The organism is Allorhodopirellula heiligendammensis, assembly GCF_007860105.1.
Taxonomy (GTDB): Bacteria; Planctomycetota; Planctomycetia; order Pirellulales; family Pirellulaceae; genus Rhodopirellula; species Rhodopirellula heiligendammensis.
Window position 1 is genome coordinate 2,057,742 of record NZ_SJPU01000002.1, and the last position, 17,523, is coordinate 2,075,264.

Annotated in this window: 14 protein-coding genes; 8 read left to right on the top strand and 6 right to left on the bottom strand. The window is 57.6% G+C overall.

The genetic code is table 11. The features are described 5' to 3' along the window. Positions 1-70 precede the first annotated feature (70 nt). Positions 71-1,030 (top strand): glycosyltransferase family A protein, encoded by a 960-nt coding sequence (locus tag Poly21_RS17925; protein ID WP_302119452.1) that lies wholly within the window; start codon positions 71-73, stop codon positions 1,028-1,030. 226 nt (positions 1,031-1,256) lie between these two features. Here the strand turns inward: Poly21_RS17925 and Poly21_RS17930 are convergent, their stop codons facing one another. Next, positions 1,257-2,273 carry an alpha/beta hydrolase gene (locus Poly21_RS17930; RefSeq protein ID WP_146408805.1) on the bottom strand — a complete coding sequence of 339 codons (1,017 nt, stop codon included), beginning with the start codon at positions 2,271-2,273 and terminating at the stop codon, positions 1,257-1,259. A gap of 232 nt (positions 2,274-2,505) precedes the next feature. Between Poly21_RS17930 and Poly21_RS17935 the strand changes: the two genes are divergently transcribed. Both Poly21_RS17935 and Poly21_RS17940 read left to right on the top strand, forming a co-directional pair. Further along, complete coding sequence (locus Poly21_RS17935) at positions 2,506-3,003, top strand: GNAT family N-acetyltransferase (protein WP_146408248.1); 498 nt, start codon at positions 2,506-2,508, stop codon at positions 3,001-3,003. 100 nt (positions 3,004-3,103) lie between these two features. After that, positions 3,104-4,528 (top strand): pectate lyase, encoded by a 1,425-nt coding sequence (locus Poly21_RS17940; protein ID WP_146408249.1) that lies wholly within the window; start codon positions 3,104-3,106, stop codon positions 4,526-4,528. A 411-nt stretch (positions 4,529-4,939) separates the two neighbouring features. Here Poly21_RS17940 and Poly21_RS17945 read toward each other — a convergent pair whose 3' ends face one another. Beyond that, positions 4,940-6,250, bottom strand: a complete 1,311-nt coding sequence (locus tag Poly21_RS17945; protein WP_146408250.1) for a GIY-YIG nuclease family protein — start codon at positions 6,248-6,250, stop codon at positions 4,940-4,942. A gap of 159 nt (positions 6,251-6,409) precedes the next feature. On the opposite strand from Poly21_RS17945, the gene Poly21_RS17950 reads away from it, so the two are divergent. From Poly21_RS17950 to Poly21_RS17960, 3 genes are all read left to right on the top strand, one after another. Beyond that, positions 6,410-6,853, top strand: a complete 444-nt coding sequence (locus tag Poly21_RS17950; RefSeq protein WP_146408251.1) for a hypothetical protein — start codon at positions 6,410-6,412, stop codon at positions 6,851-6,853. A 17-nt stretch (positions 6,854-6,870) separates the two neighbouring features. Continuing rightward, on the top strand, positions 6,871-7,959 hold the full coding sequence (locus Poly21_RS17955; protein WP_302119457.1) for a DUF4272 domain-containing protein: 1,089 nt from the start codon (positions 6,871-6,873) through the stop codon (positions 7,957-7,959). Positions 7,960-8,058: 99 nt separating this feature from the next. Beyond that, the gene (locus tag Poly21_RS17960) at positions 8,059-8,784 is read left to right on the top strand and encodes a class I SAM-dependent methyltransferase (protein ID WP_146408252.1); all 726 of its coding nucleotides are present in this window, start codon (positions 8,059-8,061) and stop codon (positions 8,782-8,784) included. Positions 8,785-8,979: 195 nt separating this feature from the next. Here Poly21_RS17960 and Poly21_RS17965 read toward each other — a convergent pair whose 3' ends face one another. From Poly21_RS17965 to Poly21_RS17975, 3 genes are all read right to left on the bottom strand, one after another. Next, positions 8,980-12,141: an FHA domain-containing protein gene (locus tag Poly21_RS17965; RefSeq protein ID WP_146408253.1), complete on the bottom strand. Its 3,162-nt coding sequence runs from the start codon at positions 12,139-12,141 to the stop codon at positions 8,980-8,982. Between the two features lie 224 nt (positions 12,142-12,365). Continuing rightward, positions 12,366-12,866, bottom strand: a complete 501-nt coding sequence (locus Poly21_RS17970) for a DUF4112 domain-containing protein (RefSeq protein ID WP_302119461.1) — start codon at positions 12,864-12,866, stop codon at positions 12,366-12,368. 64 nt (positions 12,867-12,930) lie between these two features. Then, entirely contained in the window at positions 12,931-13,971 is a 1,041-nt protein-coding gene (locus tag Poly21_RS17975) for a glycosyltransferase family 9 protein (RefSeq protein ID WP_302119463.1), read from the bottom strand. A gap of 257 nt (positions 13,972-14,228) precedes the next feature. On the opposite strand from Poly21_RS17975, the gene Poly21_RS17980 reads away from it, so the two are divergent. Next, entirely contained in the window at positions 14,229-15,656 is a 1,428-nt protein-coding gene (locus Poly21_RS17980; protein ID WP_302119464.1) for a pyridoxal phosphate-dependent decarboxylase family protein, read from the top strand. Positions 15,657-15,779: 123 nt separating this feature from the next. On the opposite strand, the gene Poly21_RS17985 is transcribed toward Poly21_RS17980, so the two are convergent. Then, positions 15,780-16,583, bottom strand: a complete 804-nt coding sequence (locus Poly21_RS17985) for a glucose 1-dehydrogenase (protein WP_146408255.1) — start codon at positions 16,581-16,583, stop codon at positions 15,780-15,782. Positions 16,584-16,845: 262 nt separating this feature from the next. Here Poly21_RS17985 and Poly21_RS17990 point away from each other — a divergent pair, with 262 nt between their 5' ends. Further along, on the top strand, positions 16,846-17,457 hold the full coding sequence (locus Poly21_RS17990) for a hypothetical protein (RefSeq protein ID WP_146408256.1): 612 nt from the start codon (positions 16,846-16,848) through the stop codon (positions 17,455-17,457). The last annotated feature ends 66 nt before the right edge of the window (positions 17,458-17,523 follow it).

The following is a 17,523-nucleotide window of genomic DNA, read 5'->3' on the forward strand; positions in this document are numbered from 1 at the left end:
CAGGCAATTCAACACGTTGGGTGACAAACAGCTCAACCTAATGCCCTGGCGATTCCGAAACCTTTACGCAGTGACCCTTTCGAATTTGACCCATGCAGGTGCAGCGGTGCCAAAGTTCCCTACGATTCCACGGTTGTCAATTGTCGTCCCCTTTCGTGGGGACAGTGATTCTTTCGAGAGCACGCTCATTAGCGTGCTGCAGCATCTGCCGGATGCGTGCGAGGTGATCGTTCCCCATGCGGGCGACTATGACGATCCCTTCGAATTGGCTGATGAAGTTAGATTTGTCGAGACGGCAGCCAGTCTTACCAATCAGATTGGTGAGGCAGCGGCGATTGCTCGAGGACGATTTGTCCATATTCTCTCCGATGGTTACCGAGCCACCGAAGACTGGACAGAAACAGCGTATGATGCGTTTGAGCAACATGATACTGGCATGGTTGTGCCTGTCGTGCGGCGCTCGCTCGGCGATGGCATCGTGCATGCCGGTTGGACGCGTGCACGTGGGACCGCCTGTGACTTGATCGGCGCCGGTTCCGATAGGCTCGCTGGGAAACAGCTCCGCAGCGTCGAAGGCAGTTTTCTATCGGCCAGCTTTTGGCGTCGAGATCTCCTTCGCAGTTTGACCGGATCGTTCCGAGGGGACGACGTGATCGAGGCATCAATGGTCTATAGTTTGCTTTCGCGGCAATCCGGCTGGCGCTGCGTGTGTGCTCCCGAATGCACGCTGGAGGTTGCCGAAAACACTGCCGGTGACGATTATCCAAACCAGATCAGTCGCAACCATCGTCGCTTGCAAGCGATCGCAGATCACTTCGGAAACGGCGGTTGGGGAAAGAGTTTCGGACGATTGGTCGCGACGTGCTTGACGAGTGGTATTGGATCCGCAGTCGCTCGCGCCACGGCGCCGCTGGCGGCACGTTCCGTCGCCGCAAATCTGCACGACCAAGGCGTGCTCCGCAGCGACGAACAGGCTGAGACGATTCGCATCCCGGTGACATCGCATCAGCCCCTCAGACGGGCCGCTTAACGGGATGCTGCCTGAGTCGCTCGGTACCGCCACCTCTGCCGTTGAGGCTTTGTGTCCGAGCGAGTGGCCCGAGCGAGTCGGCTTGAGAAATCAGCGGCCGCTCGGCTTAACTCACTGTTGATTTACTAACCCAATGCGCCAGCGAGGCAGTCGATCCCGTCCCTCGCTTGCGTTTCTGGTTAGTGTGCGTGCGCTCGGTAGCGACAGCAACTAACTCAACAGGCTGTTAACGGTAACCCTGCCATGCCCAGACGAGTGTGTCAGCTAGTGTTTGCTTGAATACTTTCTGATCACAATGACGTGTGCCCCGGCTGAATACGAACCGATAGTCATAGTCCTTCGCCGCCAGCGCTGCTGCCGTGCGACGGTTGGCCATGACCCAGTTGTGATAGGTTTCTGCTGGATCTTGGTTGCGCAGATCATTTTCGGCGACATGCGTAAAAATACGCAACGGTTTCTTCTCGCTGTTTTCAATCAGCTTCTTTCCAGAGTGATATTCCCAGGCCCCCAGCGGATAGTTGGCTTCTTCAGCAGCGTCTTCGTCTTGTTGGTCGACGAATGTGCCTGAGTAGGTAATCAACCGACGAAAGAGGTCGGGGCGAAACCATCCCATGGTCAGCGCCGCGGCGCCGCCACTGCTGCATCCCATCACCGCTCGTCCATCGGGATCATCGGTGAGGGCAATGTTGGGATAGGCCGCGCGAATTTCAGAGTTGTTGACGACCGCCGGCAAGACTTCGTCGTTGATAAACCGCGCCAAGCGATCGGACATCGTGTCGTACTCAAGCCCTCGCTCGCTACCGTAACTGTCGTCGCCACCGTTCTGAACCGCGATGGCAATGAAAGGTGGCAGGCGACGATCGGGGTGCTCAGAAATGGTCAAATTGTCGAGGGCGTTGCGAACGAGATCGAGCCGTGCGGGGCCATCGTGAATGATCAATAAGGGGGCCTTCGTTCCGTCTTGGTATGCCGCCGGAACATACACGAACACCTTGCGAGCTGTCCGGACCGTTTTCTTTGGATCTAGCGTGGCATCGTCGCCCCGAAAAATCTTACTGTCAGCCAATCGCATCTCAAATTCGAATGACTTGCCTTTTGGGTTCCCTTGATCTGTCAGGTCTGGATCGGTTGTGTAATCAGGGCCAATCTCAAAGTTGCCGTCACCCAGTAGATGTTGGAGTGGTGTTTGTGCAGGAGTATCCTCGCCATGGGCAGGCGCTCCCGAGAGAGTGAGTTGCAGCATGATCGACGACAGCGCAACAACTCCAGCGGAGCCAATGCGACAGGCGAGAAGATAGGTGAGTGGAGGCATTATTTCTTGAGTAAGGTCAGAATGGGAGGAGGGGCATGACGAGTGGCTATTCTAACCACTCTGGTGACGTGCGGGGTGTCTGCATCCATTGTCCACCTCTAAGCGATCAGGCAACCTAGACGCGTCCTATTTTCTATCTCGCTCACGATACCTTTTTGCCTCCATGAACATTCATACGCTCGTTGCTGACTACCGACGCCGAGATCACCGCGGAGCGATTTTGAGATTGCTGTGCGAGTACGCCGCCGACCCCGCGATCAATGGTCCCGGATTGTCATTCGATGTGCGGAAACGAGTCGTCGACGAACTCGCCGCGCGCGACCATGCGGTGTCGATCCTGGCGTTCGCTGAACACGTCGACGGCGGGTCGACCGCGGTCGGATTAATCAATGGATTCGAGACGTTTTCTACGTTTTCTGCGATGCCAGTGCTCAATCTCCACGACGTGATGGTGATGCGGGGATATCGCGGCCAGGGAATTGGTAAGCGCTTGCTCGATGCAGCGACGGATCTGGCGAGGCAACGGGGGTGTTGTAAAGTGACGCTGGAGGTTTATCGCGGCAACCAGACCGCAGCGGGCTTGTACCGGAACAGCGGCTTCAATGATCCTGCAGGAAGTCGCGATCTCGGCGAGACGATTTTTCTTAATAAAATTCTTTAGGGAGATCGTGCGAGCAGCGAATCATCGGAGCGACTCGGCTACGCCAAGCAGCTAAGATGGAGACGTCCATCTCAATTGTCCGTTTACTGGAGTGTCTCCGATGCAATCGTTTCGATTGTTTGCCCTGCTCATATTCGCTACAGGGTCTGTTTCAGTCGCGGACGCGGACGCGGACTTGCGCGACGATGCTCTGGCGGCGGCCAAGCAAGCTACGGCATTTTTAACTGAGCACGTCAGCTCACACGGAGGCTACGTCTGGAGCTACTCAGCGGACCTCCATCACCGCGAGGGTGAGGGAGTTGTGGATCGAAACACCGTTTGGGTTCAACCGCCAGGCACGCCCGCCGTGGGCATCGCCTTCATCAAACTATACCGAGCGACGGATGATCCTCAATTTCTCGATGCTGCCATGGCCACTGCCGCCGCATTGCGTCACGGTCAAATGAGATCGGGCGGCTGGCAGGCAAGCGTTGAGTTTGAGGCTGACCGCAGCCGGCGCTGGGCCTACCGAATGAACCCGCTCAGTCGAAAGGCGAAAGATCAGTCGAGTTTGGATGACAACAAGTCACAGTCGGCCTTACAGTTTTTGATGCAGCTCGATGAAGCATTGGAGTTTCAAGACGAAACCATTCATGAAATGACCCTGTACGGACTCGATGGATTACTCCAACGAGGCCAGTTCACAGGCGGAGGGTTTCCGCAGGTCTGGACTGACACACGTCCTGCCGGTACGGACACGCCGCGTCGCTCTGCGAGCTATCCAGAGACGTGGGAGCGAGTCTATCCAGGGCACCAAGAATACTGGTACCGATACACACTCAATGACCACCTCGCCAGCGACGTGATGGACGTGTTGCTGTTAGCGGATCGCGTCTATCACGACTCTCGCTATCGCGATGCTGCCCGGCGTCTGGGCGATTCATTGTTGGCTGCTCAAATGCCGGCCCCACAACCCGCCTGGGCGCAGCAGTATAGCGTGCAGATGCAGCCGATCTGGGCACGCAAGTTTGAACCTCCTGCGATCACCTCGAGCGAATCGTTTAGTGTCATCGAAACCCTGATGCAGCTCTATCGCTACACCGGGATGCGCAAGTACTTGGAACCAATTCCAGCTGCGCTCGACTATTTAAAAGCGTGTGAATTGCCCGATGGGCGTGTGGCCCGTTTCTATGAGCTGAAAACTAATCGACCGCTGTATTTCAATCGCAACTATGAACTCACGTACGATGACAGCGACATGCCAACCCATTACGGCTTTCAACTGAGCAGCAGGGTCGACCGATTGCGAACAGAATACGAGTCGTTAGCCGCACAAGAGTGGACGAGTTCCCGCTCAGCCGCAGCGGAGCGTCAACAGCGACCGCCCAGTCGTCGAGAGACGCAGTCTGTCATCAATGGACTCGACGCCCGCGGGGCGTGGCTAAGTGAAGTGCCGCTGCGATTCAACCGATTGCCGGGCCCCAGCATCCAGATGGACGAGACCGTCGCCAACCTCAACGTGTTGGCTCGCTACCTGGCTGACTAATCGGGTTGATTTTGTCTTGGAACCCACACGCCCTGACCGTTGCGGGATCGGGACGCATTGAAGGGATGGGGAGACTTTGAAAGTGAGCGGGTTCGCGATCCGATTTTGATACCCCGCGGCAACCAATGCATAAGAGGGCGCACGCTAGCAGCAGTCGCCGCCTGCCGCGCAGCGCTGGTTTATTGGTTGTGGTCGAGTCAGTCATGCCCTAGGCACCTATAGCGCGATGCTAAGAATTTTACCTTGACTTTTATCGGTGACCGATCTCATCGGGCGATACCGCGAAGATCAATTATGGGCACAAGCGATGCGAGGCCCAACTGATTATCGGCATTGCTGTCACATTTTGGCGGGGCAAGGTTGCCGAGGCGTACGAAGTGGACCGGCAAACTCATCAACGGGGCCCGTGGACTAACCGATGGCGACGCGTGCCAGATGTCGGTATTTACGTCCAGCGGATTCGGGTGCGAAGGTTTGTTTTAGTTCTGTGCGGTGTTTTCGGAACCACGATGCGACAACAGAAACGGTATAGGGGTACTCGGAAACCGTGCGTGTATGGCGGGCAGTTAGCCGCGTGGACCACTCCTGTAATCGTGGTTTGAGGTTTCGATATGCGATTGCGTCGGTGGGGGCAGCTGCGACATCGACGATTTCGCCCCGCCGGATCAAGTACCAGATTGCTCGCCCATCGTATCCCCTTGCAGCATAGATAAAGGAGTAATGCTCACGAGCCTCTGCCAGATGCCCTAGTTTCTTTTGGGCGTAGTTGAGTGACCGGAGAGTATCGCGAGCTCGTGCGGCGAGTTCATATTGGCGGTCTCTCGCCGCATTCTCCATAATTTCTTGGGTCACTGTGAGCGGTTCATCATTGAACCCATCGAGAAAGCTCTCGGCTTCGTTGACGCGTTGGAGATATTCCTGGCGGCTGCAGGCTGCGGCGCAGGGCCCCATGCAAGTTCCGATCTCGAGTCGCAAACAGCCCGCTCGCGGGTGCAAGTCAAACAGCGACATCTGGTCAGCATACATGAACGGGGTTTGATTACTGCAATCGCGTAAGCGGAATGTTTTATTGAGCGCATCGACCACCCGAGCCATCCGCCCCGCCCCATAGAACGGGCCTTCCACCGCTACTAAATCCTTCGTGGGTGGCGAGCTGGCGATAAAAAACGTTTCTGCGGGTTTGCGTCCCAAGCACAAGTAGACGGGCCGCTGCCTTTGAGGCACGCCTTGGACATTGAATCGCGGAATGAAGCGGCGGATCAATTCCAGCTCACGAAGCTGGGCGGCAAAATCGCTGGGCTGGGTCTCCCACTGAATCGCCCGCGCGTGCTCAATAATCCGGCCCGCTTTCTCACCCGCTGCTGACTGGCCGAAATAGCTCAACAATCGATTCCGCAGCGAGCTACTTTTACCGACATAAATCAGTTCGCCGGTGCGGTCGAACATCCCGTAAACGCCGGGCACAGGCGGACAGAACGCTTGGACACGCTCGCGAAGCTCGCTGCGAGAATCGCCGCCAATCATGTCACTTGGGCGACCATGGGCGGCGACAGCTGAGTCGTCGGCAACGTCGGAGACGGCGTAAGGGTCGTGTGGATTGATGCCAAATCCACTCCCAGCAGCCGGTGACGGATCGCCCGGCTGATCGAAAATGGGTCGCCGTCGGGATATCCTTTTCCTTGCCATCGGCGTGAGTGCCAAATCCGTGGGGGGCCGTGCCATGCCGAAGGCCTAAATGGTCTCAGCAGGCCCTGATTATGCCGCGTCGGTGCGAAAATGCCAAGTTGAATTGAGGCGGGGGCTTCTCGTGGACGCGTTTTTTGCGTCTAATTAGCTTTCGAATCCCTCGCACTTTCCCCTCGATGAGTGTTTTCAGACGATATGACCACCGAGCCGACCGAAGAAGCCGAAACGGAAGAGATCGCCCCCGAAGTCACGCTTCAGTACAGCAAGGACGACGTCGACGAGCATGGTTTTACCTCTGTGTGGAACGTGGCATCGGCGACCTGCGAGGGCGATCAAGCGCGCACCCGCGAAATGGCTGGCCGTATGCTGGGGTTCTTATGCAAAAAGGAATACGAGCACGTTGTCGTCAGTTCGACCGACGCGCAGTATCTGGACGAGTGGTTCGAACGCGAAAAGGCGATCCTGTACAACTGGAAAGCCGACTCTGAAACGACCGACGCGATCACGCAGCATGCGCAGGTGCCGGCCGCCTCGATGATTAGCTTTCTCAAACGCGAGAAGTTCAAGCCGACTGCGAATTACAGTCCCCGCCGGGCCGACCGTGTGGCGTGGTTTCAAGAAAAATGGGGCGTGGGTTGAGCGCGAGTGCCGAGCAGTTGTCCTCAATTGTTGCCTGTGTACTGAATCAAACGCGAGCCTTCTCAACGCTGACGACTTTGCCGCCAGCCCCTGATGGTTTGAGCCCGTTGGGAGTTGATGACGCTGCGGCTCTTACCGCCGATGCGTTGCAATGGGTTTCCTCGTCGCCGCAGGACGATCTACCGATCACGCAACCTATCGGCGATCATTTGCTTCGCAGCAAGCACGTCTTCTCTATCGCTGGTGGGGGCGAGCTGCCGATGGCAGAATTCCAATCGTGGGGATGGGAGGCCAATCTGATCTGGGTCACTCCAGATCATCGCGTTCTAGACCCTGCCGGCCGGCTGTTGCTCGACGGCCAGGGCAGCAACCCTGATCCGCTCGCCGTGATCCCGTTCCCTGTGGACGCACGTCGTCGACAGAGTGAAGCAGCCATGATGCTACGCAATCGGATGATGGACCCTGTCGAAGGCATTCTGCCAGTGCGGGGTGAAGACGAGATCGTCGCAATCTCGCCCGCTGAGGTCGCCGGTCGTGCGTTGGCGCTGTTTCTCGTGGCGACTCGCGCCGAATCAATTCTGAGTGGTCAGCCACTCGACGTACAGCGGATGCGGGCGCGCTGCCCGTTGGGGTGGGCGGCGATGTCGCCTCAAGAACTCGCCTTCTTCGAGCGTCGGCCTCCGCAGCACGCAGGCTCGGCTGCAGGACATTCCGATTCGGCGAATGCTGCGGCTGTCTTGATCTGGCGATACGAAGCGCTAGCGGCGATGCAGTGGGCTCTGGGAATGCAATTTGAATTACCATGGCCAGACGAGCGGGCGGATCTCACCGCTGTCACGAGGTTGATGATTGATCTTCCAGATGAGGCGATTGTCGAGCAAGCCCGTTTGCGGAGCACCGCCGAACTGCTCGGGGCTGCGGAACTGCACTACCAAGCTTTGCACGCGATCGCGTTCGCACAGCAATCTGGCCACGATGCTGCGGGAGTCGTTGATCCTGGGATCGTCTGTGAGCGACTGGCGGTGCTCGCATGGATCTGTCGGTTGGCCCCTGGTGAGGCGGACTGGGATGCGACGGTGCAGTGGGTTGAGAATGGCTGCGTTTAAGACGTAGGACAGGCTGGGAAGCCGGTTATGCGACTGCTTGCTCCGTGGGGACAATAGCCCCGATCTACATGACTTCATCTCCATCGCCTTGTAACTATCGTGCCCCACCTCGATCAACGACTGCGCATGGTGGCCCAGCAGATTCGCTGGCACACGCACGCCGATATCGGTTCCGACCACGGTCATTTGCTAAAGGCCTTGCTGAAATCCGGGCGTATTGAACACGGTATTGCCATCGAGAACAAATCGCTGCCTTGGGAAAACTCGCGCCGCACGCTCGCTGGCCTCTCTGCCGACGTTCGTCTGGCCGACGGCATGGCCGGCCTCGCTGAGGGTGAAGCCGACGGCCTCAGTGTGTGTGGGATGGGCGGCGCGGCGATCGCTCGTATTCTAGAGACACACCCCGAGCATCTTCCTGGCACCATCATCGTGCAACCCAATTGTAAGGCCAGGCTCGTGCGCCGCTGGGCGATACAGCGGCGATTTGCTCTCGTCGATGAGAGCATGGCCCTAGGCTCTGCCAAGCGAGTGCGTGCTGCGGCACTCGGTACTCGCCGGCGGTTTGTGGTACTGCGTTTCCAGCGGTCGGAAACGAGCTCGCGGCAGCAGCATGCCTATCTCGACGAAGCGTATGGAGGCCTCGACCAAGAAGCGGCCCTGCTATTTGGGCCGCGTTTAATACGAGCGTGGGATCGCGAGTTTGTCGCATCGCTCTATGAAGAGCAGGCACACCTCCGCTCGCTGGCGCGGCGAGGCCCCGAGACCGCACAACGACTCGCTGCCCTCGAGCGGCTGTTGGCGACCCAGCCGCCAGAGTCAAATTGATCGCGTCGGATTTCCGATCAAGTGACCAATCCGTCTACTAGCCTGCTGATCAGTCTGTTGAACCAGCACACGTTGGTGATGCCATCCTGAGAGGTACGCCATGAGGCAGCTGGCAACGGTACTCGATATGGCTGCTTAATGTTGGCGGTTCACGCAGCAGCCCACTCGTTTTCAAAGTCTGGTACAACGCTGTCACTACGCAGCAGCTTTGCGTGCCACGACATCGTTTTTCGACGAAGCTCGATTGACGCTGCTTGGCCGGATCACCGTGGTTCTCAACGCGATTGCTTCCTTGGCACTAATCACAGCGATTAGCACTGCCGCCGCGGCCGCAACCATCTTCAGCATGGGCAGGGTGACCAGCACAACGGCGGCGAGTCCGCATAGCAATGCAATCGCCGTTTGTGCAAACTTGAACGTGCTTTGGGTGGTTGATTTCGGGTGCCGCGTGGCCACGCTACGCACCGAAGGACCGCTCGGCTGCTCGGTCGTCGCGGCAACTTTCTCTACTGGCGGTGGCGTGGTAGGGTCATCGTTGCGGTCTGTGACGTAATCGGAAAATTGGATCGTCGAATGAGCCGCGGCATTGTTCGTCGCCGCGATGCTCAACTGTTCCGGTTCCTCTGCGTCTTCTAGCTCGGATTGAGCGGGGTGTGGCACTGCTTCGGTGATGCGTCCTTGGACTCGTTGCAACAACCGATTCATGTAGGCTTCGATCGAATCGTCTTCCGCCGGAGCAGCGGTCTCGCTCGCTTGATCGTCCGTAGCCACGACGGGCAGGGAAATCTTGAGCTGGGCAATCTCGAGCGGGGCATTGATGGATTCATCAACAGGGTGAGTTTCATCTGACGAGGCGGTAGCCGCTTCTTCACACGCCTCCGAGACACTTGATTGGCCGAGAACAGTCGCAACGTCGTCTTCTAGCTCCGTCTCTGGTTCGGATTGCGTGCTGGTGTAAGTTGGCCAAGCGTCGTCGGTGTCCAACGGCTCGCTCAACCCGCTTGGCAGAGATGTGGAGGAAACCGTTGGAGTGTCGTCCGCTACGGCGAGCTCGGTCGGGGTGTTGAGTTCCGCGTCTGCTGCAGCGACGGACTGGATTTCATGGTCGAGTAAGCTCAGTCGCGGGGACTCGACGGGCGGGTGCTCGGATTCGAAGGCACCCATCACTTCACGAGTCTTTTGCTCGAGACGCTCAATCAGTTCGAGCGTATCATCATGATCGCGATTCGATCGGTCGAACAGCTCACGCGTGTCCTTGGCATCTTGAAGGGCGTGGTCACGTTGACGCCGTAGATCGTCCTGGCCAGCGATGGCGAGATCTCGCTCGGCCTGCATCGCCTGCAAATCTGCGGTCGCGATGGCAAGTTTTTCTTCTGCGGCCAAACGAGCTGCGTCGGCTTCATCGCGAGCCCGGACCGCCCGCTCACATTTCTCGCGCGCATCGGCGAGGTGCGCCCGAGCTTCCTGGTAGCGACGATCGGCGTTCAGCTTCTGCTCAGCCCAGGCGGCTTTTTCCGTTGCCAATTCCTCATGCTGCTGCGTCAGTTCGTCTTGATTGGCGGTTTGTTCCTGGAGTTGCGCGACGAGTTGGTCACGAATTGCGGCCGCATCGTCTCGTTCCTGTCGAGCGATTTTGACATCGAAACGAGCGGTCTCAAGTTCACGTCGGGCGGTCTCGCAATCTGTTTTGGCGCTGTCACAGGCCTGCTGTGCCACCTGGCATTGTTCCATCGCCGCCTCCCGCTCCGCTCGGGCTTCATCGCGTTCAGCTGTCGCCCCGATCAATTGATCGGCGAGGCGAGTGTTTTCTTCTCGGAGCTGAGCGAGCTGAGCCTGAGCGGTTTCCAGGTCGAGCGACAGCTCATCAATGTTCTTTCGCAACGCATCGACTTCACTGGTCCACGATTCGCGATCGGTCTCGTAGCGATCATCTTGGTCGCGGATCGTGTCTTCTAAATCTGAGATCGTGTGACGCGCCTCCCAGCATTCTTGCTCAAGTGTCTCTGCGTCCATTCGGGTGCGTGCTATCTCTCCCTGCAACTCCTCGATTTCAAGCCGCAATTGGGTCTGGATCAATTCGAGTTCTTGGCAGCGAGTTTTGATTTCATCTCGCTCCATCGCCACATCGTCGCGCTCGATCGCGATGTCATCACGTTCGGCTAGCAGTTCGTCGCGTTGAACCGCGAGCTCGTCTCGCTGCGACGCGATCTCATCTCTCTGAGCTGTGACATTTTCGCATTGAGCCGAAACATAGTCACACTGAGCGAGAGCTTCGTCGCGGGCGAGTTCGAGTTCTTCAGTCTGGTGCTGATGCTCACGGTTTCGCTGGATTTCGAGCTGCTGCAGAGACGCTTGATGCTGTGAGAGTTGTTTCAGCTGTTCGCTCAGTGACGTGAATTTCTCACGCATCTGAGCCACAGCGGATGTCGCTGTTTCCGCCTGCTGGCGCGAGAGCTGGAGTTGCTCTTCGCTTTCAGCGAGCCTCTTCTGTGAGATCACCTCGGCGCGTTTGAATTGCTCCTGCTCACCAATCAGCTTGTCGAGCTGCTGGCGATGCAGCCGGTCTCGTCCGTCGAGGCGGTCCTGCTGCAAACGCAGATGTTCGCGTCCGGTAGCGAGTTCTTCTTGCTGTCGTTTCAAATCAGCGCGATGACCCAAGAGTTCCTGGTAGTGCTGGAGGAACTCATCGCGAACCTCAGCAGCAGCAGACTCTTGTGTCTGTAGGTTCTCTTCACGAGCGCGTAGCGTTTCCATTTTTTCGGTGAGTGACGCTTCCTGCTCTTGCAGTTCGCGCTCACGAGTCTCGCACCATTCCTCTCGCCGCTGGGTATCCTGCTTGAGAGCACGCCACTGCTTGGCCTCTTCGTGAAACGATTTTGACCACGCATCTTGCTCAGCGTCGCAGGGCACCTCATCTCCAGAACCCCCTTGGGAGGTCTCCGGTGGGACCGTGTTGGCTGCGTCTAACGCGGTGTCGAGAAGCTCGAATTCGTATGCCCCCAGACGCAGGCGATCACCTGCGCTGAGCAGCCCTTCGGTGACACGGTCATTGTTGATTTGAAAGGGGACCGAGTACGCGCGGACCAGGATTCGCTCTTCATCACGAATCAGAACGGCGTGCAACGGGCGGAGGGACGGATCCTCAAGCGGGATGGAACACCCAGTCCCGCTCCCGAGTGTGTATCGGGCGCCGGGTAAACGAAGCCGCCGGGTGGGTTGGCCTCGGCGACGAACGCGAAACTCGATCTCCGATGGGTGCCGCCACCTCGAAGGGGTCGTCGCCCACGAGTCGAGTGCGATCGATGCGATTGAGCTGGTTTGCGTGTCTTCGTTGGCCACCACGGATGTCCTTCTCACGGGGGTAAGTTTCTAAGTGGACTGTGACGTTCCACTGTGAGGCTGTGCATCAGGCGGGAGCCAGTTCAGACAGCAACTTATTTCACATTGAATCGGTTGTGACGGTCGTGCCCATGAGGGCAACCTTGAACTTTACGGAAACTGATTCGGAAATGCGGGTGTTCCGGCTCAGGAATTATTTCTGGAGCGGTCTCCGTTACCTGAGTTGCCCAATTTCCGTCGCGTCAAGAGATCCAGCCCACAAGCGTACGAGCAGCCAGCGCTAGGAGTACCAGCAGCCCCGCGAAGACAGAAACCACCAGGATCGCAATGCCTAACAAAATCGGCCAAGGGTGTGCGTGGTGCTTGCCCTGCTCATAGTGCTCGCGCATCAGGCGAGCGTTACGGATATTGGCCCGGAAGACGAGATCAAAAAGATTGCCGAGGATGGGGACCGCGCCGACGACCGCGTCCAAGATGACATTGCCGAGCATCAGGAGAATCAGCCGAAGACTGGCACCGTTCTTGGCCATGGTCGCAATCAGCAGTCCGGAGAACCCCAAGCTTACCGCGTCTCCAGCACCTGGCACCAAGCCCATTAGAAAGTCAAGGCCGAAGCGAATTCGGGTGCCGGGGATTCGGTACTTCGCGTCGAGCAAATTGCTAGTCCCGTCCACCCATCGCATGGCCTCCATCTTTTTGTCGGTAACAGGGAGCGACCGATCAGGAGTGATGCGTTTTTTCATGAGACGTACTGAGCTTGACTGACCAGACGCCCCAGGGCGTGGCCGTATTGATGCCGCTCCCCAATTAAGCAGCACGCACGACCGGCAATTGGTGCATATCGTCGATTACCGCACAGACATGCTCAACACCGATCGCTCGCATCGCTCGATTGGAGGCTTGCCGTCGATGGCGACGGCTGCCTGCTTCGTACTGCAATTGCAGTGCCGATTGTTCATAGGGCCCACTGTCGCCAGGACGCGTGGCACCGTAGAGGCCAATCGTCGGCGTGCCCACGGCGACGGACATGTGCAGCGGTCCGGTATCACCGCTGATAAACAAGTCCGATGTTTCGATGAGCGCGGCGAGCGTTGTCAGGCTGGTGTTGGGCGCGAGTGTCGCTGTTCCCTGAGAAAGTGAGACAATCTCCTCGGCCATCAATCGCTCGTCGAACGATCCCCATACAACCAGGCTGTGATAACCATAGCGGTCGGCTAGGTATCTCGCGGTGGATGCAAATCGATCGGCTTCCCATAATTTCGATGGCCACGTCCCGCCTGGATTTAGGATTGCGACCCGGGATGTGCGAATGGAATTCCGAAATCCTTGCGCCCACTTACGATCGGCTTCGTCCAGCGGCAGCGCCCAACGAACCTGCGGGTGGTGAATGCCGAGCGCGGTGAGCAACTCCAGCGAGCGGTCGGTGATATGATGAAATACCGGGGTAATTCTTTCATTGTTGAGAAAGCGACTTAGTTCGCCAGCGTGTTTGCCAGAGAATCCAATGCGCCGACTTGCCCCTGACAATTTGCCGGCCAAGGCCGACTTGGTGTTTCCTTGACAATCAATCGCGATCTCAAATTGGTGGTCTCGGAGAGTCGCACGCGTCTCACTCACCCCTCGGGGAGAAGTAAACCAACCACGCTGGAGCTCGATCACCGCATCAAGTGCCTGATGGCCACGTACCATGGGGGCCGCTTTGGACTCGACCACCCATCCAATGTACGCGTCCGGAAAATAGTCTCGCAAACAACATGCGACCGGAAGTGTCAAAATCGCGTCGCCGATCGCGCTCATGCGAGAGATCAGAAAACGCGGCGCTACCAAATCGGAAAGTGGATTGGCCATGAGGGCATCGTACCAGTCGCGGGGAGTCATTCTACGCTGCCGCACGCAACTTTGCCGGGCAAGCACGGGATTCCGGCGTACCCTAGCAACCCACGCAAATCGATCACCAGATCAATTAGGAGGCGGCACGCCACCAAATCACTGTTCTGTCTGTCTGAGTTTGCGAATACATGTTATTTGCAAGCTCGTGGCCACGATCGTACCGATCGCTAACCGATGAACCGACTCCTGTCTCAATCAGCTGCTCCTTAGGCAACATGACGCGCCCCCGAACAAACCCTTTGGAACTGAGCGGCGAGCAGATGCGATTGGCAACTCAGCGTGTGCTTGATCTGTTGATCGAAATGACTGAGGGGAACCATCGCTGCCCCGCATCGGGAGGTGATCTCAGTGCCGGATGCTTAAAAGATGTGTCGCGGCCGCCGGCTGAAGGCCCGCGAGAGCTTGATGATCTATTGAAGATCGTCCGAGCCGCGGTCGACCCGAGCTACCAGTCCGCGGGACCAGGCTACATGGCATACATTCCCTCCGGTGGAATATTCACCTCGGCATTAGCGGAGTTTCTCGCGTGCGGCTTAAATCGTTATACCGGCAAAGTAAAAACCGCGCCGGCGCTCGTAGCGTTGGAGGAGAGCGTGCTGCGTTGGATCTGTGATTTATTTGGGTTTCCCGCTGAGTCACAGGCACTGCTGACCAGCGGTGGTTCGATGGCGAACCTGATCGCGTTAACGACCGCTCGTACGGTGCATGCTGATGGACAGGTTGATCGGGCAACCCTCTACATCGGCGATCAGGGGCACGGGTCGCTTGCCAAGGCAGCCCGCACCGCTGGTATCTCGCGAGATCATATTCGCGTGATCAGGTCGGACTCGGCATTGCAGTTGGACACTGAGCATCTCAAGGATTGCCTTACCGCCGACCGCGACGCCGGTTTAATCCCGGTGTGCATTTGTGCCACAGCGGGAACAACGAACTCAGGCACCATTGACCCACTTCGTGAAATCGCGGGGATCGCCCGTCAGTTCCAGGTGTGGTTTCATGTTGATGGTGCCTACGGTGGCCTATTCCAGTTGACCGAGCGAGGGCGGCGACGCCTGACTGGGATCGAACGGGCCGATTCGATCACGATTGATCCGCATAAAACGCTATTTCTACCATTTGGAACCGGTGCAGTTGTCGTACGCTCGCGGGAGTTGCTGCGTCGCACATTCTCCGAACCTGCCGACTATATGCACGACATTTACGGCGCAAGCGATCTCGACATCACTGCCGGTCTTCCCGACTTTGATGAGCTCTCGCCCGAACTCACGCGGCCCTTTCGGGGGTTACGGTTATGGCTCCCCCTTCACCTGCATGGTGTCAACGCGTTCGCCGAGCAAATCAATGAGAAACTCGACCTCGCCACCATCGCGTTTGAGCGGCTCGCCACAGACGAGTGTTTCGAGGTGCCGTGGTCTCCTGATTTAAGCGTCGTCGTGTTTCGGCTTCGCGGCCGCGATGACGACGTCCAACTCGACTTTTTGAACAGGATCAATCTCACTCAGCGTGTGCTCTTATCGAGCACCCGGATCGGTGGCAGCATCTTCCTGCGGTTGGCTATTTTGTCCGTCCGCACGCACTTCGATCGCGTGAATGAGGCCTTGGAGATCATCTCGCAAGCAGCCCGGGCGTATCGCTCTCAATGAGGATCGGGCGTGCTCGCTCCTGAGATGGCTACGACCTCAGCGAACGAGCCCGACCGTTCACAGCCAGCATGCGGGGGTTACCCATGATGCACCGGGATGGAGCGCAACATGTTCACGCGCCGCTTAACCATTGTCAGCGAAACCAGGGTACAGTGTCATACCGCCGTCGACATAGAGTGTGGTGCCGTGCACATAGTCCGATTCATCCGATGCCAGCCACACCGCAGCTTTGGCGATGTCCTCGGGAACACCGATGCGTCCGTACGGGATGAGCGTCATCAGCGCGTCAAGCGATTCTTTGTTGTCCCACGCTGGCTTATTAATCGGAGTTTGAATGGCTCCCGGTGCGATGCTATTGACACGGATTCGGTGTCCGGCAATCTCTTGAGCAATACTCTTCATCATCAAGTCGACACCGCCTTTGGACGCCGCATAATTCACATGTCCTGCCCAGGGGATTATTTGGTGGACGCTGCTCATGCAAATGATCTTCCCGGCGGCGCACGAGACGCCATCTCGAACACCCTGCTTGATAAACTGTTTCGTTGCTTCGCGAGCGCATAGGAATTGGCCGGTCAAATTGACGCCGAGCACCTTGTTCCATTGATCGAGGGTCATCTCGGTGAAGCCGGCATCTTGCTGAATGCCGGCATTGGCGATGAGGATATCGATGGACTGGAATTCTTCGAGGGTTTGCGAAAACATGGCCAGCACGTCCTGCTCGCTGCTCACATCAGCCCCCACCGAAATTGCCGTTCCCCCATCGCTCCGGATCGATTGCACGATGCTGTCTGCGGCGTCCCGCCCATGTGCGAAATTAACGACGACATTCGCCCCCGCTGCCGCCATGGCTTTGGCAATACCCTCGCCAATCCCCGAACTTCCGCCGGTGACAATTGCAGTTTGGTTCAACAGTGGTTTTGACATCAATATCAGTCCGATGGGATGAGGAAAGAAGCGGGGGATTGCGACATCGTCCGCTGCCCAGAGTTCCAGAGTCGCGGGACGGGTAAGTAGGAACTTCGATCGGTAAGCAGGAAGTGTACCAAAGCTCAGTATGCGACTTCGAGCGGGCAGTAACCCGGTGGCAGGTAGCGCGAATTCCCCACACTTATCAAGAGATTGGAATGCCGCGTGCTACAATGGCTTTATCGGTCACGCACACTACTCTCTCCACAGGTTGAATCCCATGTTTGTTCCAGCAGTTCGTATCGGTTTGTCGATCGCGATCATCATCGCAGCTAGTTTGGCTGGCTCGACCACAATTGCACAAGGCCTGGCGGGAGGCAGCATGATCGGTTCCGGTGGCTATCCGGGTGGATATTCAGGTGGGAATCTGGGGTCGGCCTACCTCGGCGGCAGTTTACCGAATTATGGATTTGGATATGGCTACGGTCCCAGCGGCTCGGCTTCAGGGGCCTATGGACTTGGCCTGTATGGCATTGGCGGCTACCCCAGTGGATACGGTTCCCGATATGGATATGGTGCCCGGTATGGTTATGGGCCCGGTGTATATGGCACGGGTTACAGGTCCAGTGGTTATGGATTGAATGTCTACAGTGGCAGATATGGATCGAGCCGCTACGGCTATCCAACGACGTCCGTATATTCATCAGGTTACCGCGGATATTCCACGTTGCCATCGGCGGGCAGCTACCGCCGTGGAACGACGCAGTACGCACCGAGCACAGCTCAGCCGCGTTCGAGTTCGGCACGTGTCGGTGAGGGAGCTGCGGACCTGCGACCTGGCATGGTGCTACCCGACGGGGCTACAGTGATCTCCGTTGAACCTATCCGGTAAGCTCGCGCGAGCGACTCCAGAGGCGAGCGAACAAGCACCGCCGGTCAGGGCGCGGAAGAGCAGCTC